Source organism: Kitasatospora sp. NPDC127111 (assembly GCF_042677465.1).
GTDB lineage: Bacteria > Actinomycetota > Actinomycetes > Streptomycetales > Streptomycetaceae > Kitasatospora.
Genome location: NZ_JBHXTG010000065.1, coordinates 1 through 20,226 on the forward strand (window position 1 = coordinate 1; position 20,226 = coordinate 20,226).

Consider the following 20,226-nt stretch of genomic DNA (forward strand, 5'->3'; position numbering starts at 1 on the left):
GTACTGAACGGGCCCACCTCACCCACTGAGACCGGACCGGCCGCCCGCGCCGTTTTCCGGCCCCTGCCCGGTGCTCCGTGACCACCGTCGGAGGCCTGTGACCTGCGGTGGAGCGGTGCGGTGGCCGGCCGGACGGCGTGGTCGGAAAGTTTTTTGAATCGACCTGCAACCCCGGCGGGGGCCGCACGTCTAGTTCAGTGAGAGGCACGGAAGGGGGCCACCTTCCGAAGGCGGGGGGATCCTCCGTCCGTGACCCGGCAGGTTCGCGGGACGTCTCGGCCACTCACCCACTCATCCAAACGCTTCCAGTGTCGCCACACGCCCCTGTGTTCGGCATGTCCACGACAATTTGTTCCTGGGGGGAACCATGTCCAGCACCATCCGCATCCGTCGTCCGCGCCGCACCGTCGCCGCCGCCGCCACCCTCGGCGTTCTCGCGCTCGGCGGCTCGCTCGCCCTGCTGGCGCAGGCCGCCTTCGCCGACGCCGGGAAGGAGGCGACGTTGAGCGTCCAGGCCCCGGCGTCGGTGGGCTTCGCCGGGCAGCCGGTCGCGTTCACTGAGACCGTGACCAACACCGGCACCGAGACCGCCACCTTCTCGCTCGGGCTGGAGACCAAGACCGAGGCGGGCACGCCGTCGAACGCGATCACGATCGATTACAAGGACCCGGCGACCGGCCGGTGGACGGCGGTGCCGCTGGAGTTCCACGCGGACGCCGAGTCGGCCAGCTACCAGGGCATGGTGCACGACATCACCGTCGCGGCCGGCAAGGCCGTGAAGCTGGACCTGCGCATCGGCGCTCCGATGGGCCTGCCGCACCAGGGCGCGACCAACGGCGGCTTCCACTCGATCAACCTGCGTTCCGGCCTGACCGTGCCGGGATCGCGGGTGAAGGTGGCCGAGCAGTTCAAGACGATCAAGGTCGAGTCCATCCGCGGCTCGCTGGCCCACGTGCCCGCCACGGCCGTCGCCGGCGGGGAGCCGGTCGAGTTCGACGCGGTGCTGGCCAACCCCACCCCCTCCGCCTACGTCAACCTCGGCAACGTGCTCTTCACCGACCCCCACGCCACCGTGCAGGTCCGCAAGGCCGACGGCGCCTGGACCACGCTGAAGAAGGTCTCCGGGGACGCGGGCACGACGGGCGTCTACCTGCAGGGCCGCAACTCCGGCATCGGTGCCGGGAAGACCACGGTGACCCGGGTGCGCGTGTCGTACGACGCGGCCACGCCGCTGGGCGCGACCGAGATCAACCCGTGCGTCTTCGTCAACGAGGGCGACGCGCCGTTCTGGGGGACCACCCTCTGTGGCAAGGGGACCACCATCAAGGTCGTCGCCCCCGCCAAGGCCCCCGCCCCCGCCAAGGCCCCCGCCCCCACCAAGCCCGCCACCGACGTGAAGCCCGCCACCGAGCCGGTGACCGAGGCCGAGCCGGTCGCCGCCGCCCCGGCCGCGCCCGCCGCCCCGGCTGCCGCCTCCTCCGCCGCGCCCGCTACTGCGCCCGCTACCGCGCCCGTCGCGGGTGAGCTCGCCACCACCGGCGCCGAGTCCAACGTGATCCCGGCCGCGGCCGCCGCGGCGCTCGCCACCCTCGGCGCCGGCGCCGTCCTCCTCGCCCGCCACCTGCGCCGCCGCTCCTGAAGCGCCCGCCCGGCCCGCCCGCTCGGCGCCGGCCCAACGGGGAAGGCCTCGGAGAGCTCGCTCTCCGGGGCCTTCCCCGTACGCCGTCTGGCCGACGGATGTCGCCGGGGTCGCCCGCGTCGGCGCTCGACACCTTGCTACGACCTCGACCGTCAGCGTGGGCTGCCCAGGTCGAGGGTCCACAGCAGGCCGTTCGCGCCGGCGTCGGTGCCGACGCCGGTGTCGGTGAACCGGCAGTTCTGGCGAAGCGTCAGCCGCATGAAGCCCCTCACTCGCAACGCCGTGCTCAACGGCTACGTCGGGCTGGTCCGCTCACTGGGAACCGATCCGCGGCCTCTCCTCGCCTCGGCGGGCCTCGACGCCTCCGACCTCGCGATCCCCAACACGTGGATCCCCGTGGACGCGGCGGTCGACCTGATCGAGCTCTCGGCCGCGGCGACCGGCTGTGAGGACTTCGGGCTCAGGCTCGCCGAGAACGGACGCCTGGCCAACCTCGGCCCCATCGGCCTGGCCGCCCGCGAGGAGCCCGACGTCCGAAGCGCGCTGGAAGTGATCATGCGTCACCAGCACCTGCACAACGAAGCCCTGCGCGCAACGCTCACCGAGGCCAACGGACTGGCGACCCTCCAGCTCGGCCTCCAACTCAGTGCCGGGCCAGCCGGCCGCCAGTCCACCGAACTGCTGGTGGGCGCGGCGAGCCGCCACCTGCGCAGCCTCGCCGTCGCGCCGCCGCCGACCTCGACGCCCCCAACCAGCTCTCCGACCCCCTGCTGCTGCCCTACACCCGCCATTACCTCGAAGCGATCGCAGCCCCCGGCCCACAGCCGACGTCGACCGGATCCGGGACCTGATCGACGCGCTGCTCCCCCCGGCCGTTGCTCACTCCAGCAGGTCGCGCACGGCTTCGGCGTCGACCGCAAGACCGTCCACCGCCACCTGGCCCGGTCCGGCGAGACGTTCTCGTCGGTGCTCAACTCGACCCGGGCCCGGCCGGCGCGGCGGCGGGCACGACCGGCGGGACGCTCTTGTGGATGTCCACGCCCTCGGGAGCGGCATCGGGTCCGTGGGTGCACAGACCGTCCGCGGACTTGAGCTCGCCCGCGCAGGCGTCGTTCTCCGGCGCGACGACCAGCCCGGTGTACACCAGTCCCTTGGCCGGGTCGCTCTTCGGAACGGCCGTCAGCGGGACGCGGTTGCCGTTGTCGTGCGCGGGCTTCCCTGACGCGGTCGCGCCTCGGCCGGCCGGTCCCGCCGGCTTGGTGGCCGCCGCCGGATCACCGAGCTGCCCGGGCGGGCTCGCAGCCTCGGTGGCTGTTTCCACGGCCTCGGTGGCGGCCGCCGGGTGGGATTCGAGCGAACCGCTCGCCGCACCGATCCCGACGGCGACGGCTCCCGCCACGACCGCTGCCACCACCAGGGCGAAAGGACGCCGCTGCCGACGCCGGCGCTGGTGGACCGTTTGGTTCTGATCCACGATCACTCTCCCCGCTTCCCGCTTCCGGGACCGGCCCGGGCCGCGGCGTCCGGGCCGCCGCGATGCCGCGTTGCCGTACTTCCGTGCCGACAGACACGACAGAGGCCCTGCCGGATTTCTCCGGCAGGGCCTCTGCATTGGGTCGGGGTGGCGGGATTTGAACCCACGGCCTCTTCGTCCCGAATGAGATCCGGGCGTCCCGGCGGCCTGTGCGCATCCCCGGACTAGCAGGTGGATGCATTGGGTTCTGTTGGCTCCGCGCGGATGAGCAGGGCTAGTGCCGAATGATCCACTCCCGGCTCACTCCCCGCCCGGCGCTGTTGCTCCTGGGCAGTGAACCTGCCTCCCTGCGCGTATCGCACCCCAATGTCGGACCGCAGGGACCAGGGTCCGTCATCACCTACGACAAGGCGAGGAATCCACTAGGAACCGGCAATTCAGCTCTTTCTGTCTGCGGTCAGAACCAATTTTGCTCCTCGGCAATCCTCAGCACTGGCTTCACCGACTTACTCCGCCTTGAGAAATAAATCTCCGTCATCATGAGAATGTCAGACGGCATGTCCCAGGGCCTTTCCAGGACCCTTTCTGCAAGAGGCCGCATAGCCCTCCCAATTTTGAAATGGGAGCGCGGACCAGCTGCGAATGGGAATACTCCCGGCGAATACTGGCGGTCGACTACTGAAATGAAGTCAGAATCGCTGATTGCTCCAGCAAGATACCGCTCCCAAGCATAGTCGATGCATAGGCCAGCCATCTTGGGGTTGTCGCTCATCTTGCCCGCCCGGAGGATGAATGCATCCTTCTCGCTGCCCGGCTCAAGGCGCTCAAAGAAGAGTGCTTGCATCCGGCTGCCAGTGCTCGCAAAGATCTTAATCCCAGGAGCCAATGAAATGGACTTGCGGGAGCGAGGGGAGAATTGCGGAATTATCCTAACGAATCGACAGAGCCTATCGAAATCACCGATATCGAGACTCTCGACTGTAAATTGAATTAGCGGCCAAATCTCGGCGATTGTCTCGGCTTCGGCCCATGCGTATGCGGTAGCAATCGCTGTAAGCTTCTCTTGACCGGATACCGCTGCTGTCAGCTGAGTAGACCACCAGGCAGACTGCTTACCACGCCGCTTGGCGTTCCTCACACGGTCGATAAATGGGAACTTGCTGTCAAAAAGCCTATCAGCGCCAGCTCCGCGTTCCTGCGGGGCCCTCACAGCGCCCGAAACGATGCCAATGCAGAGACCTGCCCAGGTTTCCCCGAATTCGCCCTCCAAGATTTCTAGGAACCCCCTCCAAGGGGCGAGGCTGTTCTCAGACTCGGGCATCCCCATCTGCAGCATCTGCGCAGCCAAGCGAGAGATCGCAGGATACGGCTCCCGACGCTCTTCAGGGTGTGAGTCGCCTAGCACACTTTCCAAGAACCGAAGAACGGAAACAGACGATCGCCCTAGGACATACATCGTCCAGACTGTCGGGTTAACTATGAATGAAAGCCTGTTCAAAAGGCCACTGGGTTTGGCAGCCACAGGATCCGAGAGAACGTATTCAGCCGCCATGCGCCTGATCTCAGTATCGCAACTATCAAACGAGCCGCCGGATTCCACAAGGCTGGGAAGGAGCTCTAGGAGGACGTTCTCATCCTGGTCCAGACTTTCGATCGGAATTTCCGAGTAGACTCCAAGCCATCCACCGATTGTGATCCAATGGGATTTTTCAAAAATCGATTTCTTGGCTTCAAAGCCACGAGCCCACAGCTTGCTCACTGCAATAGATTCGTTCGAATTTTGGCGACGAATAATTTCGCACGCCGCGCGGACACGCTCGCTTGGTCCTTCGGATTCGATAATATGCCACAGCTTATCTACAAGATAGGAGCCGCCGGCCTTATCCACAAGGAAAACGTCCACATCCGACTCATCGAAAATGCCAACGCTAAAACCACGTGTACGGCGCTCTGCCCAACGGATTCCGGCGCGATCGAATAGACTGTCGATTAGACGTTCAGTCGCCGGCACTGACTGGAAGAACACCCAGTCTTGCAGAAGGGACAGGGCTAGTACGCGAGGGTAGTTAAGACCGTGGGATTGTGGCTTCTTGCAGAGAGTTGAGACACGTTCGGCGAGATCCAAGAGCTCGCCCATGGTGAAGCAACCGGCGAAGAAGCGTGTTACGTTCAGCCAGTAGGGGTTTGGGGCGATAGCCTCAAACCGGTCGGGCTTAGTGCCTGATGCTGATTGCGTGGCCGAAATGTAGGGCGCCGTGTCGTAGAGGTACCGGGCAGCAAAATACTCACGAAGTGGCTGCACCTCGAACTCAAAAGTGCCTTCGACTCGCGAGACAAGTGCAACTACCCGCTCGACTCCAGTTAGAAGATCATCGAGCAGGTTTTCAGGCTGCCGCAGAACTCTAAGCCGGTTTCGGATTACTGCGTGAAGGTCGTCTCGGTCGATGCGTCCTGTGGTGCGCTTTCCCTCAGCCCGAGCGTGAATATAGAAGGCAAGGTGCTGATGGATGGAGATGAGCAGGTTTCTATTCTCGCGAACTATCGGACTTTTCTCGACCTCGCGATTGAAGAATGAGTCGATGTATGCGTCGTAGAGTTCCGTCCGCTTATCGGGAAGGCTTGACCCCTTGTGATAGATCAGGCTCAAAAGAATGGAGAGCTGCATTGTATTCTTGGCAAGCTCGGCCATATGTGGCGCTGACATCTTCTGCGACAGAATGTCACGAATTTCGGCAATGTCAAACTCCTTGAGATTACGCGCCTTCCCCCATCGAGTGGCGTACTCAAGAGCGATCTCCTGGGTAATCGCAGCGAGTTTGAGGTGCTGGAACCGCTGACGGGAGAAAGCAGGTGCATTTGACACGGCCGTCGGGCGGCTTGTCGCGAGGAAACGGACACGACGCGCATTATGGCTAAGCCTCGCAGTCGCGGCTGTTACCTCTTCGACCACCTTATTCCGATCTTCGAGATCTGCCACCTCGTCAAGTGCGTCAAGGATAATCAGGACCGGATATTCCTCCACGATGAATGCGACATCGGAAACACTGAAGTCAAGTCCGCCAGAATATCTCTCTACATGCGCAGCAAGCGCCCCTTCGAGGGATTTCTTCCCCTGATGGGGAGTTCCTGCCTTTCCTGACCATGGGTCAAATCCGTTTAGCCAGGAAGCCAGATCGCGGAGTTCAATCTTAAAAGGCATCATGACAGCAGATGACGCGTGCCAGCTGGGCAGTTTTGTATCCGTGTGCTGAAGTAGGCGAGCGCGATGCACCTGGGCGATGTACTGGGCAAGGGTGGACTTTCCTTGCCCAGGCGCACCCTCTAGCACAATCTGGGGGAAGTCATCGATAAACTCTGCATCTAGCAGGAGGTCGGCGCCTCCTATTAGTGGCGATCGAAGCTCGCCCAAAGAGTAGTGCCTTTGCGGCAGGTTATCGGTGGTGTCGCCTCGAAGCGCGCGATAAACAGCTGAGGTGCTTACGGCCGCTCGAGCATCAGGTTGTCGCTCGTCAAACCGAACTCTGCGATTTACCGCTTCAACATAGCACCCGATAGTGTCATCGTTGTCGCGATCTGGGCTAAGAGTCGGTGCTGCTGGAACATCAACGAAGAGGTTGAAGAGTGAGCTGGGTAGAAGATCCGCCTGCTTGAACCTGATCGAGGAGTCCTGTTCAAACTGCTGTGCAAAGTATGAGTTCAGGGCGCGATGCCTGCGACGACGGTTCTCTTCAGGCCCCATTCTTTCGATCATGAGGCGCAGGAGGTCCGCTCCGGAAAGCAAAGACGGATACCTGAGCTTTAGGTCATAATTCGAGTCAAGGCGCCGATCGAGGTCGTCTCTCCACCAGCACTGCGCATCGATTGGGACATGCTCCCGAAGGTATCGATCAACCTTATCGATCGTCCCCGTGTCGAGATTCGCGCTTGCCGCGAGATTGGTTACTAGGAAGTACCTAGTGACGCCCCGTTCTTGGAGGCGCTTAATCTTTTCAAGCTCGCCTTCGATGGAATCAGTAATCCACTTAACCGGATTCTTGATCGAACTGGGCTTGGCTGTAAATTTGACCTGGAAAACTATGTCGGCATGGCCACTAGTGCGAGCGGTCGCATCTCGTCCACCATCAGCCATTCCTACCGGGAAGCACTGCACCCCCGGGTAATCGATCACCAGCAGTGACTGGCAAAGCATCTGGAATCGCTGATTAAGGAGTGACTCGTAGTTGTAGTCCACAGTGGCTCCGCGCTCGGGCTGCCTAAACGGGGCGATCCTACTGGTAACTGCTCTGGTCAGTAGGCAAGTTGACGAAAGATTGTGCAGGCAGGCGCGTACTGGATGGCGCCAGGCCACGGGCAAGCGGTGGGGCGAGCTGGTCGGGCTGGAAACGGAGTACGTCCGGCCCACGAGCGTGCGGATCGAGTGGCAGCTGTACGAGCTGGACAACGGGTAGTTGCACCGCTGCCCGCCCAAGGACGACTCGTACCACACGATCGACACCCCGCCCTTCCTCTCCGTCCTGCTGGCCAGGCAGATCGAGCGGAACCAGCCGAAGCCCTGCGCTTGCCACGGGCGGACCTACGTCTTCAGCGGCCACGGAGCCGCCAACGGCGCGGTGCGCCGCACGGGCGTGAAGCTTGTCGACGTCGCCCAACGTGCCGGGGTCTCTACCGGCACCGTCTCCAATGTGCTGAATCGGCCCGAGACGGTGCCGGAGGTCACGGGGCTGCGCGTCACCAAGGCCATCGCAGATCTCGGTTACCTCCGTAACGGCGCCGGCGGGGAGAACGCGGCGCACTGGCGGCGGAGCGGCTTCGCGCAGTGGCTGTTCCAGCCTGCTGCGACGGGCTGGTACCCCAAGAAGTCGCCGCAGCCTGCGCACCCGGTTCCGGTGCTAGCCGAACCCTGGCCCGGGGTCCCCGCCCGGGGACGAGGCGCGGCGGCACGGGCGGAGGCCTGCTGGCTGCCGATCGCCCGGGGGCTCACAGCGCACGGCGAGCGCCACGCGCACAAGGTGATGCTGGACTGGCTGAAGACGCCCAAGGTGCTGACCGACGAGCGGATGGGCCACCTCGATGGCTCTGTCGGGGCCCGCTACTCCCACGTCACGCAGGAGATGCGCGACGAACTCATGGAGGGGCTGACCCGGATCTGAGAGGAAGCGCTCGCCGCCCGTCGGCGGATGTGTTCCCGATCACCCGTGGCCGCGCTCGACACCCTGCTGAGGGAGAGTCAGTAGAAGCCGCGCCGGAGTGGCCTCCCATGATCCACTCCCCGGCTCACTCCCCAAGGGTCCGCACCAGCGTTGCGAAACCAGTCAGGGCCGGTCTCCCTTGCGGGAGACCGGCCCTGAGCTGGTCTTACTGGGTCGGGGTGGCGGGATTTGAACCCACGGCCTCTTCGTCCCGAACGAAGCGCGCTACCAAGCTGCGCCACACCCCGGTCTTTCTGTTTGTCGCTCCGTCTCCTTCGCGACGAGTAGAACTCTACCGGACGCTCGCCGAGAGACGAAATCCGATTCCCGGCGAGCGTCCGGGGCGGGTCAGCGGGCGGGGGTGAGGGTGAGGAGGGTGGCCTCCGGGGGGCAGGCGAAGCGGACCGGGGTGTAGCGGTTGGTGCCGCAGCCGGCGGAGACGTGGAGGTAGGAGCGGCGGCCGCCGGCCTGGTGGGTGGAGAGGCCCTTGACCCGCTTGGCGTCGAGGTCGCAGTTGGTGACCAGGGCGCCGTAGAAGGGGACGCAGAGCTGGCCGCCGTGGGTGTGGCCGGCCAGGATCAGCGGGTAGCGGTCGGCGGTGAAGGCGTCCAGGACGCGCAGGTAGGGCGCGTGGACGACGGCGAGCGAGAGGTCGGCGTCGGCGGACGGGCCGCCGGCGACCTCGCTGTAGCGGTCGCGGCGGATGTGCGGGTCGTCCAGGCCGGTGAACTCGATGTCGAGGCCGGCGATGTCCAGCCGGCCCCGGGTGTTGGTGAGGTCGAGCCAGCCGGCCGCGTCGAAGCCGTCGCGCAGCTTCTGCCACGGGTTGTGGACGGCGCCGGTGATGCCGCGCCGCGCGGTGCCGTCGGGGTTGTTCATGCCGTGGATGCCGCTGCGCATCGCCTGGAGGTAGCGGGCCGGGTTCTTGCGGGCCGGACCGTAGTAGTCGTTCGAACCGAAGACGTAGACGCCGGGGAAGTCCATCAGCGGCCCGAGCGCGTCGAGGGTGGCGGGGACGCCGAGCGGGTCGGAGAGGTTGTCGCCGGTGTTGACCACCAGGTCGGGGCGGAGACCGGCCAGGCTCTGCAGCCAGCGCTGCTTCTTGCCCTGCCCGCTCACCATGTGGATGTCGGAGACCTGCAGTACCCGGATCGGGCGGGCACCGCGGGGCAGGACGGGGACGTCGACCCGGCGGAGCCGGAAGGAACGGACCTCGTACCCGACGGAGTAGGCGAGGCAGGTGGCGCCGGTGGCGGCGATTCCGAGGGGGACGGAGTACAGCGGTCGCATCGCTCCATGCTCTCAGACGGCGGATCAGCTGGTGAACGCCCGGTGGCCGCACCGGGACACGCCGCCGTACTCCGGGCGCGCGGCGCGGCGGCCCCGGCCGGGCGGCCTCAGCGCGGCGCCAGCCCGGCGGTGACGGCGTCCATCACGGCCCGCCAGTGCTCGCGCTGCCGGGCGCGTTCCGCGGGGTCGTCGAGCCGCTCCTGGTGGAACCGGAGCACGGTGCCGCCGTGGGCGGGGGTGACCGTGACCTGCACCGTGGTGGCGCGGTCCCGGCCGGCCGGCTGCCAGGTGAGCCGGATCCGCGAGCCGGGGTGGAGGCTGCGCAGTTCGCCGGCGGAGCCGTCGGCGGCGGTGACCGGTCCGCCGACCCGTTCGGTGAGGCGGGCGCCGGGGCCGAGCCAGAGCGCGGCTCCGGCGGGCGAGGTCAGCAGCGCCCAGACGGCCTCCGGGGGGTGGGGCAGCGTCCGGGAGACGCCGATCTGGAAGCCGGCGTCCCGGGTGAGGCCCACCGGGCGGTGGCTGGGGGTGCGGTCGGGCATCCGGATCACTCCTCGGTTCGGGCGTTCGGGCCTGCGGGGCCCGCCGGGCCCGCCTGGCCCGCCGGGTCCTCCGGAGCGTCCGGCCGCTCGCGCCGGGCGCGCAGGGCCCGGACCTTGTGGCGGTTGCCGCACCGCTCCATCGAGCACCAGCGCCGCCGCCCGGGGCGCGAGGTGTCCACGAAGATCAGGTAGCAGTCGTGGGCGCCGCACTCGCGGATCCGGTCCGCGTACGGGCCGGTGAGCAGGGCGATCGCGTCGCGGGCGACGGTCGAGGCGAGCTGGTCCCCGTTGGCGGGCAGGGGAGGCGCGGTGGTGCCGTCCGGGGCGATCTGCGGCACCAGTGGCGGGTGGGCGGCGGCCCGGTTGAGGACGGCGTAGTCCCCGGCCGCCCCGGGCTCGCCGTGGGCCCGCGCAGCGGCGAGGCGCCAGAGCGCGTCCCGCAGGGTGCGGACGCCGGCCAGCTGGTCGGGGCTGATGGCGAGGCCCGCCGAGGTGGGATCCGGGCCCGTGCCCTCGCCGGCGGGCAGTCGCAGCCGGGACTGCCCGAGCCACTCGGCCAGGTCCTCCGGCCGGTGCAGCACCTCGTACCGCGCGTAGTCGCCGGGCCCGCCGGTGGTGAGCAGTTCCAGGCAGAGCGCCCCGGGGTCGAAGAGGTACCGCGTCCCCCCGGGCGAGTGCAGGACCAGCCCTGCGGTCGGCTCCTCGGTGGCAGTCACGTAACCACTATAAGGAGTTACCGACGCCCGGAGAAGCCCCCGGCGTTAATGCCGGGCGGCCGAACGCGCCAGGTGGGAGACTCGGGGCCATGACCACGCTCAAGGAGCAGCTGCAGGAGGACCTCACGGCTGCCATCAAGGACCGGGACGAGCTGCGCTCGTCCACCATCCGGCTCACCCTCGCCGCCGTCACCAGCGAGGAGGTGGCGGGCAAGGAGAAGCGCGAGCTCTCCGACGCCGAGGTGCTGAAGGTGCTCGCCCGCGAGGCGAAGAAGCGCCGGGAGGCCGCCGAGGCGTTCGACGGCGCGGGCCGGGCCGATCAGGCCGCGCGGGAGCGGGCGGAGGGCGAGGTGCTCGCCGGCTACCTGCCCAAGCAGCTGACCGACGAGGAGCTGGCGGCGATCGTGGCCGCCGCCGTCGCCGAGAGCGGCGCGACCGGCCCGCAGGGCATGGGCGCCGTGATGAAGCTGGTGAAGCCGAAGGTGGACGGGCTGGCCGAGGGCGGCCGGGTGGCCGCCGCCGTGAAGGCCGCGCTCGCCGGCTGACCGGAACGGCGGGACCGGGCGCTGGCCGGGCCCGGCCGGTAGGGCCCGGAGACGGAGACGGCAGAGCCCGCAGACCCAGGCGCCGTAGGGCCCGGAGGCGGCAGGAAAAGGAGGGGCGCCCACCCGAGCAGTCGCTCGGAGGGCGCCCCTCGTCGTCCGACCGGGCCGGCTAGTGCCTGCCCCCGTTGCCGTTCCCGTTGCCGTTCCCGCCGCCGATGATCCCCGGCGGGAAGGTGAACCCGCCGCCGATCATCCCGCCGCCGGGGTTCCCGCCGCCCGGGTTTCCACCGGGGTTGCCGCCCGCGGCGGCCGCGTCACCGCCCGGCGGCGTGGCCGGCGGGGTCGCGTTCGGGTCGACCTTCGGGGCCGGGTCCGGGATGTTGGCCGTCTGGATCTGCTCCTTCGGCGAGCCCTTGAGGGCCTGGTTCATCGCCATCTGCCAGATCGGGCCGGGGCCGTCGGCACCGAACACCTCCTGGTAGTACTTGCCGCCGATGGTGATGTTCTTCATCTTCACGCCGCCGGCCGGGCCGCCGAGCCAGACCGAGGTGGCGAGCGAGGGGGTGTAGCCGCTGAACCAGGCGGCCTTCTTCTCGTCGGTGGTACCGGTCTTGCCGGCGATCTGCCGGCCGTCGTCGAGGCCGAGCGCGGCCGCGGTGCCCTTCTCGGTCACGTTCAGCAGGACGGTGTTCAGGTTGTCCGCGGTGCTCTCGGAGAAGGCCTGGCTGCAGGTCGACTGCGGGACCTTCACGTCCTTGCCGTCCACCGTGGTGATCTTGTTGATCGCGACCGGGGTGCAGTACTTGCCGCGGGCGGCGAAGGTCGCGTAGACGTTCGCCATGGTCAGCGGGCTGAGCTCCAGCGTGCCGAGGACCATCGAGGGCACCTCCTGGAACGGGTCGCCCTTCGCGGACTGGGTGATGCCGAGCTTGTTGGCCATCTGCTTCATCGCGCAGAGGCCGACCTGCTGCTCCATCTGCACGAAGTAGGTGTTGACCGACAGGGCCATGGCCTGCTTCAGCTCGTACGGTCCGACTTCCTTCTCGGACTCGTTCTTCACCGTGGCCTTGGGCTTGTCGGTGTTCTTCCAGGTGCCCGAGCAGGTGGACATCGACGGGTAGTCGATCTTGTTCTCGGACGGGAACGGCTGGGTGGGCGCCATGCCCGACTCCAGGGCGGCCGCGGCCAGGATCGGCTTGAACGTCGAACCGGTCTGGAAGCCGTTGCCGCCGCCCATCGCGGCGTCGACGTTGAGATTGACCACGGTCTGGTTCTTGTTCGGGTCCAGGCCGTACGGGCGGGTCTGGGCCATCGCCAGGATCTTGCCGGTGCCCGGCTCCATCATGGTGGCGGCGGCCGAGACCTGGTCGGTGACCTTCACCTTGCTGGTCACGGCGTTCTGCGCGGCGGCCTGCTTGTCCGGGTCGAGGGTGGTGTAGATGTTCAGGCCGCCCTGGTCCCAGAACTTCTTCCGCTCGGCGGCGGTCTTGCCGAAGATCGGGTCCTGCTTGATCACGTGGCGGACGTAGTCGCAGAAGAAGCCCATGCCGGCGTTGGCGGTGATGCAGCCGTTCTGCGGGTCCTTGAACTTCAGGCCCAGCGGGGCGGCCTTGGCCTCCTTGGCCTGGTCCGCGGTGATGTGCTTGGCCTCGAGCATCTTGTCGATCACGACGTTGCGCCGCTTGACGGTGTTCTCGGGGTAGCGCACCGCGTCGTACTGCGAGGGGTTCTGCACCATGCCGGCCAGGGTGGCGGCCTCGGCGATGGTGAGGTCCTTGTTGCTCTTGCTGAAGTACCGCTGGGAGGCGGCCTCGACCCCGTAGGCCTGGTGGCCGTAGAAGGTGATGTTGAGGTAGTTGGTGAGGATCTGGTCCTTCGTCAGGTCCTCCTCCAGCTTGATGGCGACCTTCAGCTCCTGGATCTTGCGGCCCAGGGTCTTGCGCTGGGCCTCCAGGACGGCGGCCTGGTCGTCGCCGGCCTTCTCGACGTTGACGTTCTTCACGTACTGCTGGGTCAGCGTCGAGGCGCCCTGGGCGGCGGTGCCGCTCTCCGCGTTCTTGCCGACCGCGCGGAGCACGCCCTTGAGGTCGACGGCGCCGTGCTCGTAGAAGCGGGCGTCCTCGATGTCCACCTGGGCCTGGCGCATGTACGGCGACATCTGGTCCATGGTGAGGACGGTGCGGTCGCGCTCGTAGACCTTGGCCATCAGCTGGCCCTTGGCGTCGAAGATCTGGGTCGCCTGGGTGAGCGGCGGCGTCTTGAAGTCGCCGGGGATGTCCTCGAAGCTCTCCGCCGTGTCCTTGGCGGTCAGCCCGATGGCGCCGACGGCGGGCAGGGCGAGGCCGGCGAGCAGGACTCCGGAGAGCACGCTGACACCCAGGAACTTCACTCCGTGTCCCGCGAATTCCAGCGGTGACCCGCGGCGCTGGCCGCGCGGAGCTCCGGTGTTGCCTGGGGGCTGGGGTGCCTGGGGGCGCTTCGGTGCCATGGGGAGAACCCTACGTTGCCGAATCGCCTCCGGCGGGGCAGGTGTTCGCCTAGGCTTGTCACAAGCTTGCGACAGCTTCGGTGCGTCAGCATGACTCACTCTTGTGAGTGATGAGGATTGCCCGAATTGTCCGCTTCTCGGGCGGTTTTGAGGCAGCTGTTGCCAGCTGTACCCCTGTTTTTGGTGGCGCTCCGTGACGACGCGCGTGGCGAGAGTGGTGCCCGTGTTCTTGGCAAGGCTTGCGACCTGCGATCACTCCAACGAGTGAGCTGACCGATACCCATAGTCCAATCGGGTCATTCGAGATTGAGCCCGAAGGGGCTGTTGCAAGCTGTCGTTCTTCCGTAACGTCCTCAACTGGCAACGGTGAATATGCCGTTGCCGCCGTGGGGGAGCCTCGATTCGGGAGAGGACGGCGCCGGCATGGGCTGGGTAGACGACTGGAGTGCGCAGGCCGCCTGCCGCACTAGTGATCCGGACGAACTTTTCGTCCAGGGGGCGGCGCAGAACCGCGCCAAGGCGGTGTGCAGCGGGTGCCCCGTGCGCACGGAGTGCCTGGCGGACGCACTGGACAACCGGGTGGAGTTCGGGGTCTGGGGCGGGATGACGGAGCGCGAGCGCCGGGCGCTGCTGCGCCGTCGGCCGACGGTGATCTCGTGGCGGCGGCTGCTGGAGACGGCCCGCACCGAGTACGAGGAGTCCCTCGCCACCGGCGTGATACTGACGGACTACGCCCAGGCGGGCTGACCGTCCCGGGCGGTGCGACCGCCCCCGGCGCACCGGGCGTCCCACGCACGCCGGGTCGCCCGCGTACGGCCGGTACGCCCCACGTCCGGCCGATGAGCAGCACTTCTCCTCCGCGGCCCGCGCTCGTCGGCACCGCGCTGCACGGCGCCCCGCTCGACGACGCCCCGCGCGACGGCACCGCGCTTAGGCGGCACCGTTCCCGCTGAGGCGCTCGCCGATGGCGCGCAGCCCGTCCAGGTCGTGGACGTCCCCGGGCAGTGCGGCGACCTCGACGATCGGCACGTCGGGGTAGACAGAGACGAAGCGGTCGCGGGTGCGGCGCTCCCGCGCCATGATCTGCATCCGCTCCGCGTGCAGCCGCAGCAGTCCGGCGGCGAGCAGCTCCGCCTCGGGGGAGGAGTTCTCCGAGCCGTTCTCCTCCAGGGCCTCGGCCGCCGCCAGCGCCCGCTCCGCGGTGAGCTGCGGCGCGCCCGTCCCGTGCACCCGGTTGAGCACCAGCCCGGCCAGCGGCATCCGGTCGGCCGCCAGCCGGTCGACGAAGTACGCCGCCTCGCGCAGCGCGTCCCGCTCCGGCGCGGCCACCACCAGGAACGCCGTGCCCGGGGCCTTGAGCAGCTGGTACGTCCGGTCGGCGCGCTCGCGGAAGCCGCCGAACATCGAGTCCATCGCGCTGACGAAGGTCTGCACGTCGGTCAGCAGCTGGGCGCCGAAGATCTTGCCCAGGGTGCCGGTGAACAGGCCCATGCCGACGTTCAGGAACTTCATCGCGCTGCGCCCGCCGACCTTGGCCGGCGCGGTCAGGATGCGGATCACCTTGCCGTCCAGGAAGGACCCGAGCCGGTTCGGCGCGTCCAGGAAGTCCAGCGCGGAGCGGGACGGCGGGGTGTCGACGACGATGAGGTCCCACTCCTCGGCCGCGCGGAGCTGGCCGAGCTTCTCCATCGCCATGTACTCCTGGGTGCCCGCGAAGCCGGCCGACAGCGACTGGTAGAACGGGTTCTCCATGATCGCCCGGGCGCGTTCCGGCTCGGCGTGGGCCAGCACGACCTCGTCGAAGGTCCGCTTCATGTCGAGCATCATGGCCTGGAGCTCTCCGTCACCGGTGACGCCCTTGACCACCCGCGGGGTGTTGTCCAGCTCGCTCAGGCCCATCGACTGGGCCAGCCGGCGGGCCGGGTCGATGGTGAGCACGACGACCTTGCGGCCGCGCTCGGCGGCCCGCAGCCCGAGCGCCGCGGCGGTGGTGGTCTTGCCGACGCCGCCCGAGCCGCAGCAGACGATGATCCTGGTCTTCGGATTGTCGATCAGCCCGTCCACGCCGAGCCGGCGCCCGCTGCCCCGCACACCGCTCCCGTCGCCGTCCACGCCCTCGCCGCGCAGGCCTCCGCCGCGCACGCCTCCGCTGCTCACGCCGCCCCCTGACGCTTCAGTTCGGCCGCCAGCCGGTACAGCCCGCCGAGGTCCACACCCTCGCCCAGCAGCGGCAGTTCGTAGGTGGGGAGCTTCAGCTGCTGGATGTCGGCGCGCTGCTCGCGCTCCAGCTCCACCCGCTCGGCGTGCTCCCGGGCCTGCTCCAGCAGTGGGTCGAGCAGCGGGTCCACCGCCGCCCGCACGGTGTCCGGCTTGCGGGACCGCCCGCCGAGGCCCGCCTCGCCGAGGGCCAGCGCGACCTCCTCGCGGTGGTTCCCGTCCACCGCGGCCACGGCGGCCGCGTCCAGGACCGGCGGCCGCACCATGTTCACCATCACCCCGCCCACCGGGAGGGCGGCCTCGCGCAGCTCGGCGATGCCGTCGACCGTCTCCTGCACCGGCATCTCCTCCAGCAGGGTGACCAGGTGCACCGCGGTCTCCGGCGACTTCAGCACCCGCATGACGGCCTGCGCCTGGGTGTGTATCGGCCCGATCCGGGCCAGCCCGGCCACCTCGGAGTTCACGTTCAGGAACCGGGTGAGCCGGCCGGTCGGCGGCGCGTCCATCACCACCGCGTCGTACGCCCGCTTGCCGTCCTGGCCCTTGCGCCGGGCGGCCTCGCAGGCCTTGCCGGTGAGCAGCACGTCCCGGACGCCGGGGGCGATGGTGGTGGCGAAGTCGACGAAGCCGACCTTCTGCAGCGCCTTGCCGGCCCGGCCGAGCTTGTAGAACATCTCCAGGTACTCGAGCAGCGCCTGCTCGGTGTCGATGGCCAGCGCGAAGACCTCTCCGCTGCCGGACTCACCGGCACCGGCCCCCTTCGAAGGCCCGCCGTCCGACGGTCCGCCGTCCGGAGGCGCACCGCCCGGCAGTCCCAGCTGGGCGCGCGAGACGGAGGCGATCCGCCGCTCCTCGTACGGCAGCGCGGCGATCCCGAAGAGCTCGGCGATGCCCTGGCGGCCCTCCACCTCGATCAGCAGGGTCCGCCTGCCCTCGGCGGCGAGCGCCAGCGCCAGTGCCGCCGCCAGGGTGGTCTTCCCGGTGCCGCCCTTGCCGCTGACCACGTGCAGCCGGACGCCCTCCCAGTCGGGATCGCGCCGGGCCGCCTGGCCGGGGGTGCGTGCCACGCTCCGTCTCCGTCCGTTTCCGAGGGCCGACCGCGGGCGGCACGCCCAGGTGCCCTCCCACAGGTGCTCTCCCGCGAGCAGGTGCTCTCCCCGCGAGCGTAACCAGGGACCGGGCCGGATGCCGGGAGCATCGGGTGGACCGGGCCTGAATCATGCCCGGTTTGTGGGCCACCTCACACCCGCGCGCGCGGGCCGCGCGGCTCGCCGGGGCAGCTCGTCTAGAGTCTGGCCATGACCAAGTGGGAATACATGACGGCGCCGCTGCTCGTGCACGCGACCAAGCAGATCCTGGACAACTTCGGCGAGGACGGCTGGGAGCTCGTCCAGGTCGTGCCCGGGCCGAACCCGGAGCAGCTGGTGGCCTACTTCAAGCGGGAGAAGAACGCATGAGCAAGGTCGAGGAGAAGCTCGCCGAGCTGGGTCTGACCCTGCCGCCGGTCGCCGCGCCGGTCGCCGCCTACGTGCCGGCCCTGCGTTCGGGCGAGTTCGTCTTCACCTCCGGCCAGCTGCCCGTGGTGGGCGGCAAGCTGCCGAGCACCGGCAAGGTCGGCGCCGAGGTGTCCCCGGAGGAGGCCAAGGAGCTCGCGCAGATCTGCGCGCTGAACGCCCTGGCCGCCGTGAAGTCGGTGATCGGTGACCTGGACAACATCGAGCGGGTCGTGAAGGTGGTCGGCTTCGTCGCCTCCGCCGCCGACTTCACCGGGCAGCCCGGTGTCGTCAACGGCGCCAGCGAGCTGCTCGGCCAGGTGCTGGGCGACGCGGGCGTGCACGCCCGCAGCGCGGTCGGCGTCACCGTGCTGCCGCTGGACGCTCCGGTCGAGGTCGAGCTGCAGGTCCGGGTGAAGGCCGGGGCCTGAGCCCGGTCCGTCCCCCGGGGCTCCGGAACCCTCCTCAGGGCGCCGGGGCTCTCCGGAGCCCCCGGTGGGCTCCGAAGCGCTACGAAGCGCTACGAACCGTCGCGAGGCGGGGTTGGGCCTGTCCAACCCCGCCTTCGTGCGCTTAGCATCCGGGCATGGACCATCGAGCAACGACGCTCCCGATGCCGCCCGGCTGGCCTGCCCGGATCCGGGCGGTCGAGTCCGGCGCGGTGATCCCGCCGGTGCCCAAGCCCGCCGCCACCGTGGTGCTGCTGCGGGACACGGCCGACGGGCCGGAGGCCTACCTGCTGCGCCGGCGCGCGTCGATGGCCTTCGCGGGCGGCATGTACGCCTACCCGGGCGGCGGGGTGGACCCGCGCGACGCCGAGGCCGAACTCGGCTGGGCCGGGCCCGGACCGGAGGAGTGGGCCGAGCGGCTGGGGGTGGACGCCCGGACCGCCCAGGCGGTGGTCTGCGCCGCGGTCCGCGAGACCTTCGAGGAGGCCGGCGTCCTGCTGGCCGGACCGGCCGACGGCGGTACCGCCGAGCCCCGGGACTGGAGCGCCGAGCGCGCCGCCCTGGAGGCCCACGAGCTCTCCTTCGCCGACTTCCTCCGCGAGCACGGCCTGCTGCTCCGCAGCGACCTGCTGGCCGGGTGGGCCCGCTGGATGACGCCGGAGTTCGAGGAGCGCCGGTACGACACCTGGTTCTTCGTCGCCGCCCTGCCGCCCGGCCAGCGCGCGGCGCTGGAGGTCGGCGAGGCCGACCGGGTCACCTGGCTGACCCCGGCCGACGCGGTCCGCGGCCACGAGGAGGGCAGGTTCGGCATGCTGCCGCCCACCGTCTCGGTGCTGCGCGAGCTGCTGCCGGTGGGCAGCGCCGCCGAGGCGCTGGACGTCGCCGCGCGCCGGTCGCTGGACCCGATCCTCGGCAGGGCCGAGGTCCGGGGCGACCGAATGACGGTTCGATGGCCGGGGTATGAAGAGCTGACCATCGACGGAGACTTTCCCGAAGCCGACTGACCGCCTGACCGCCTGACCGGCCGACCGCCTGACCGGCCGACCCGACTGACCAGCGGACCGGCCGACCGCGGCGGCAGCGACCCACGACCCCCGAGTTCCACCACACCGACCCGAGGAAGGACCGACGCCCGATGACCCACAACGACGTGGCTCGCCGGACGGCAGCCGAGATGCCCGCCCGCAGCCTCCAGCCCCGTGTCCCCGCCTGCGACAGCGGCCCCGTCCCCTTCCCCGAGGTCGTGCAGCGCGCCCTCGTCCGGGCCCTTCCGCTGCGCGCGCTGCACCGCGCCTGCGAGGGCGGCCGGTGAGCGGACTCCTCCCGGGTGACCCCGCCGCCACCATCGGCGGCGAGGCCACCCCCCGGGCGCTCTGCGTGCTGGCGCCGAACCCGTCCCCGATGACGCTGGACGGCACCAACACCTGGCTGCTCTCCGAGCCCGGCTCGGACCTCGCGGTGGTCATCGACCCGGGCCCGCTCGACGAGGGCCACCTGCGCCGGGTGATCGAGACCGCCGAACAGCGGGGCAAGCGCGTCGCGCTCACCCTGCTCACCCACGGCCACGCCGACCACTCCGAGGGCGCGGCCCGGTTCGCCGAGCTCACCCGGACCGAGGTCCGCGCGCTGGACCCGGCGTACCGGCTCGGCTCCGAGGGGCTGACCAACGGGCAGCGGCTGGACGTCGGCGGCCTCGACCTGCGGGTGGTCGCCACCCCCGGCCACACCTCGGACTCGCTGACCTTCCACCTGCCCGCCGACGGCGCGATCCTCACCGGCGACACCGTCCTCGGCCGCGGCACCACGATGGTCGCCCACCCCGACGGCCGGCTCGGCGACTACCTGGACTCGCTGCGCCACCTGCACACGATGGCCTCCGAGCACGGCGTCCGGACCGTGCTGCCCGGCCACGGGCCGGTGCTCGCGGACGCGCTCGGCGCCGTCGACTACTACCTCGCGCACCGGGCCGCGCGGCTCGCCCAGGTGGAGACGGCCGTCGAGGCCGGCCACCGGACGGCGCCCGAGGTGGTGGCGCGGGTCTACGCGGACGTGGACCGCGCGCTCTGGCCGGCCGCCGAGCTGTCGGTCCGGGCCCAGCTGGAGTACCTGGAGGAGCACGGGCTGATCTGATCCGCCCGGCGCGCGCAGGGCCCGGACACCAGGCGGTGTCCGGGCCCTGCGGCATCA

16 protein-coding genes, 1 tRNA gene and 2 pseudogenes are annotated in these 20,226 nt (G+C 69.2%); 10 read left to right on the plus strand and 9 right to left on the minus strand.

The genetic code is table 11. The annotated features are described in order from the left end of the window. The first annotated feature begins 367 nt into the window (after window positions 1–367). Window positions 368–1,639 (plus strand): hypothetical protein, encoded by a 1,272-nt coding sequence (locus tag ACFVHB_RS30600; RefSeq protein WP_380328705.1) that lies wholly within the window; start codon window positions 368–370, stop codon window positions 1,637–1,639. Between the two features lie 258 nt (window positions 1,640–1,897). Beyond that, window positions 1,898–2,311, plus strand: a pseudogene (locus ACFVHB_RS30605) (AraC family transcriptional regulator ligand-binding domain-containing protein); the annotation flags it as partial. A gap of 298 nt (window positions 2,312–2,609) precedes the next feature. On the opposite strand, the gene ACFVHB_RS30610 reads toward ACFVHB_RS30605, so the two are convergent. Together ACFVHB_RS30610 and ACFVHB_RS30615 are read right to left on the minus strand one after the other, a co-directional pair. Beyond that, window positions 2,610–3,113 carry a hypothetical protein gene (locus tag ACFVHB_RS30610; protein ID WP_380328785.1) on the minus strand — a complete coding sequence of 168 codons (504 nt, stop codon included), beginning with the start codon at window positions 3,111–3,113 and terminating at the stop codon, window positions 2,610–2,612. Between the two features lie 457 nt (window positions 3,114–3,570). Next, complete coding sequence (locus tag ACFVHB_RS30615; RefSeq protein WP_380328707.1) at window positions 3,571–7,344, minus strand: NACHT domain-containing protein; 3,774 nt, start codon at window positions 7,342–7,344, stop codon at window positions 3,571–3,573. A 115-nt stretch (window positions 7,345–7,459) separates the two neighbouring features. Here ACFVHB_RS30615 and ACFVHB_RS30620 point away from each other — a divergent pair. Continuing rightward, window positions 7,460–8,347: pseudogene (locus ACFVHB_RS30620) on the plus strand (LacI family DNA-binding transcriptional regulator); the annotation flags it as partial. 129 nt (window positions 8,348–8,476) lie between these two features. Here ACFVHB_RS30620 and ACFVHB_RS30625 read toward each other — a convergent pair. The 4 genes from ACFVHB_RS30625 to ACFVHB_RS30640 form a co-directional block, all read right to left on the minus strand. Next, a tRNA-Pro gene (locus ACFVHB_RS30625) sits at window positions 8,477–8,550 on the minus strand. 100 nt (window positions 8,551–8,650) lie between these two features. Next, window positions 8,651–9,592: a metallophosphoesterase gene (locus ACFVHB_RS30630; RefSeq protein WP_380328709.1), complete on the minus strand. Its 942-nt coding sequence runs from the start codon at window positions 9,590–9,592 to the stop codon at window positions 8,651–8,653. Between the two features lie 107 nt (window positions 9,593–9,699). Beyond that, window positions 9,700–10,131 (minus strand): SRPBCC domain-containing protein, encoded by a 432-nt coding sequence (locus ACFVHB_RS30635; RefSeq protein ID WP_380328711.1) that lies wholly within the window; start codon window positions 10,129–10,131, stop codon window positions 9,700–9,702. A gap of 5 nt (window positions 10,132–10,136) precedes the next feature. After that, complete coding sequence (locus ACFVHB_RS30640) at window positions 10,137–10,847, minus strand: CGNR zinc finger domain-containing protein (protein WP_380328712.1); 711 nt, start codon at window positions 10,845–10,847, stop codon at window positions 10,137–10,139. 89 nt (window positions 10,848–10,936) lie between these two features. On the opposite strand from ACFVHB_RS30640, the gene ACFVHB_RS30645 reads away from it, so the two are divergent. Continuing rightward, the gene (locus ACFVHB_RS30645) at window positions 10,937–11,392 is read left to right on the plus strand and encodes a GatB/YqeY domain-containing protein (RefSeq protein WP_380328714.1); all 456 of its coding nucleotides are present in this window, start codon (window positions 10,937–10,939) and stop codon (window positions 11,390–11,392) included. 169 nt (window positions 11,393–11,561) lie between these two features. Here the strand turns inward: ACFVHB_RS30645 and ACFVHB_RS30650 are convergent, their stop codons facing one another. Then, window positions 11,562–13,781, minus strand: coding sequence for a transglycosylase domain-containing protein (locus ACFVHB_RS30650; RefSeq protein ID WP_380328716.1), 2,220 nt, complete (start codon window positions 13,779–13,781; stop codon window positions 11,562–11,564). A gap of 522 nt (window positions 13,782–14,303) precedes the next feature. Between ACFVHB_RS30650 and ACFVHB_RS30655 the strand changes: the two genes are divergently transcribed. Beyond that, window positions 14,304–14,627 carry a WhiB family transcriptional regulator gene (locus tag ACFVHB_RS30655; RefSeq protein ID WP_030240986.1) on the plus strand — a complete coding sequence of 108 codons (324 nt, stop codon included), beginning with the start codon at window positions 14,304–14,306 and terminating at the stop codon, window positions 14,625–14,627. Window positions 14,628–14,810: 183 nt separating this feature from the next. On the opposite strand, the gene ACFVHB_RS30660 is transcribed toward ACFVHB_RS30655, so the two are convergent. Together ACFVHB_RS30660 and ACFVHB_RS30665 are read right to left on the minus strand one after the other, a co-directional pair. Then, window positions 14,811–16,007, minus strand: coding sequence for an ArsA family ATPase (locus tag ACFVHB_RS30660; RefSeq protein ID WP_380328784.1), 1,197 nt, complete (start codon window positions 16,005–16,007; stop codon window positions 14,811–14,813). Window positions 16,008–16,033: 26 nt separating this feature from the next. Continuing rightward, window positions 16,034–17,164, minus strand: a complete 1,131-nt coding sequence (locus ACFVHB_RS30665) for an ArsA-related P-loop ATPase (protein ID WP_380328718.1) — start codon at window positions 17,162–17,164, stop codon at window positions 16,034–16,036. 231 nt (window positions 17,165–17,395) lie between these two features. Between ACFVHB_RS30665 and ACFVHB_RS30670 the strand changes: the two genes are divergently transcribed. The 5 genes from ACFVHB_RS30670 to ACFVHB_RS30690 all read left to right on the plus strand — a co-directional run bounded on the left by ACFVHB_RS30670 (window position 17,396) and on the right by ACFVHB_RS30690 (window position 20,169). Continuing rightward, on the plus strand, window positions 17,396–17,554 hold the full coding sequence (locus ACFVHB_RS30670; protein WP_094743074.1) for a DUF4177 domain-containing protein: 159 nt from the start codon (window positions 17,396–17,398) through the stop codon (window positions 17,552–17,554). Continuing rightward, window positions 17,551–18,021, plus strand: coding sequence for a RidA family protein (locus tag ACFVHB_RS30675; RefSeq protein WP_380328720.1), 471 nt, complete (start codon window positions 17,551–17,553; stop codon window positions 18,019–18,021). Before ACFVHB_RS30670 ends, ACFVHB_RS30675 begins: the two co-directional genes overlap by 4 nt. A gap of 155 nt (window positions 18,022–18,176) precedes the next feature. Beyond that, window positions 18,177–19,043 (plus strand): NUDIX hydrolase, encoded by an 867-nt coding sequence (locus ACFVHB_RS30680; RefSeq protein WP_380328722.1) that lies wholly within the window; start codon window positions 18,177–18,179, stop codon window positions 19,041–19,043. 131 nt (window positions 19,044–19,174) lie between these two features. Continuing rightward, the gene (locus ACFVHB_RS30685; RefSeq protein WP_380328724.1) at window positions 19,175–19,351 is read left to right on the plus strand and encodes a hypothetical protein; all 177 of its coding nucleotides are present in this window, start codon (window positions 19,175–19,177) and stop codon (window positions 19,349–19,351) included. Then, on the plus strand, window positions 19,348–20,169 hold the full coding sequence (locus ACFVHB_RS30690; protein WP_380328726.1) for an MBL fold metallo-hydrolase: 822 nt from the start codon (window positions 19,348–19,350) through the stop codon (window positions 20,167–20,169). The genes ACFVHB_RS30685 and ACFVHB_RS30690 overlap by 4 nt, the downstream gene beginning before the upstream one ends. The last annotated feature ends 57 nt before the right edge of the window (window positions 20,170–20,226 follow it).

Bases quoted from the DNA above. Each gene is read 5' to 3' on its own strand.
- ACFVHB_RS30655 (WP_030240986.1), top strand. From the start codon at position 14,304: ATGGGCTGGGTAGACGACTGGAGTGCGCAGGCCGCCTGCCGCACTAGT.
- ACFVHB_RS30675 (WP_380328720.1), top strand. From the start codon at position 17,551: ATGAGCAAGGTCGAGGAGAAGCTCGCCGAGCTGGGTCTGACCCTGCCG.
- ACFVHB_RS30600 (WP_380328705.1), top strand. From the start codon at position 368: ATGTCCAGCACCATCCGCATCCGTCGTCCGCGCCGCACCGTCGCCGCC.
- ACFVHB_RS30685 (WP_380328724.1), top strand. From the start codon at position 19,175: ATGACCCACAACGACGTGGCTCGCCGGACGGCAGCCGAGATGCCCGCC.
- ACFVHB_RS30635 (WP_380328711.1), bottom strand. From the start codon at position 10,131: ATGCCCGACCGCACCCCCAGCCACCGCCCGGTGGGCCTCACCCGGGAC.
- ACFVHB_RS30680 (WP_380328722.1), top strand. From the start codon at position 18,177: ATGGACCATCGAGCAACGACGCTCCCGATGCCGCCCGGCTGGCCTGCC.
- ACFVHB_RS30645 (WP_380328714.1), top strand. From the start codon at position 10,937: ATGACCACGCTCAAGGAGCAGCTGCAGGAGGACCTCACGGCTGCCATC.
- ACFVHB_RS30630 (WP_380328709.1), bottom strand. From the start codon at position 9,592: ATGCGACCGCTGTACTCCGTCCCCCTCGGAATCGCCGCCACCGGCGCC.
- ACFVHB_RS30670 (WP_094743074.1), top strand. From the start codon at position 17,396: ATGACCAAGTGGGAATACATGACGGCGCCGCTGCTCGTGCACGCGACC.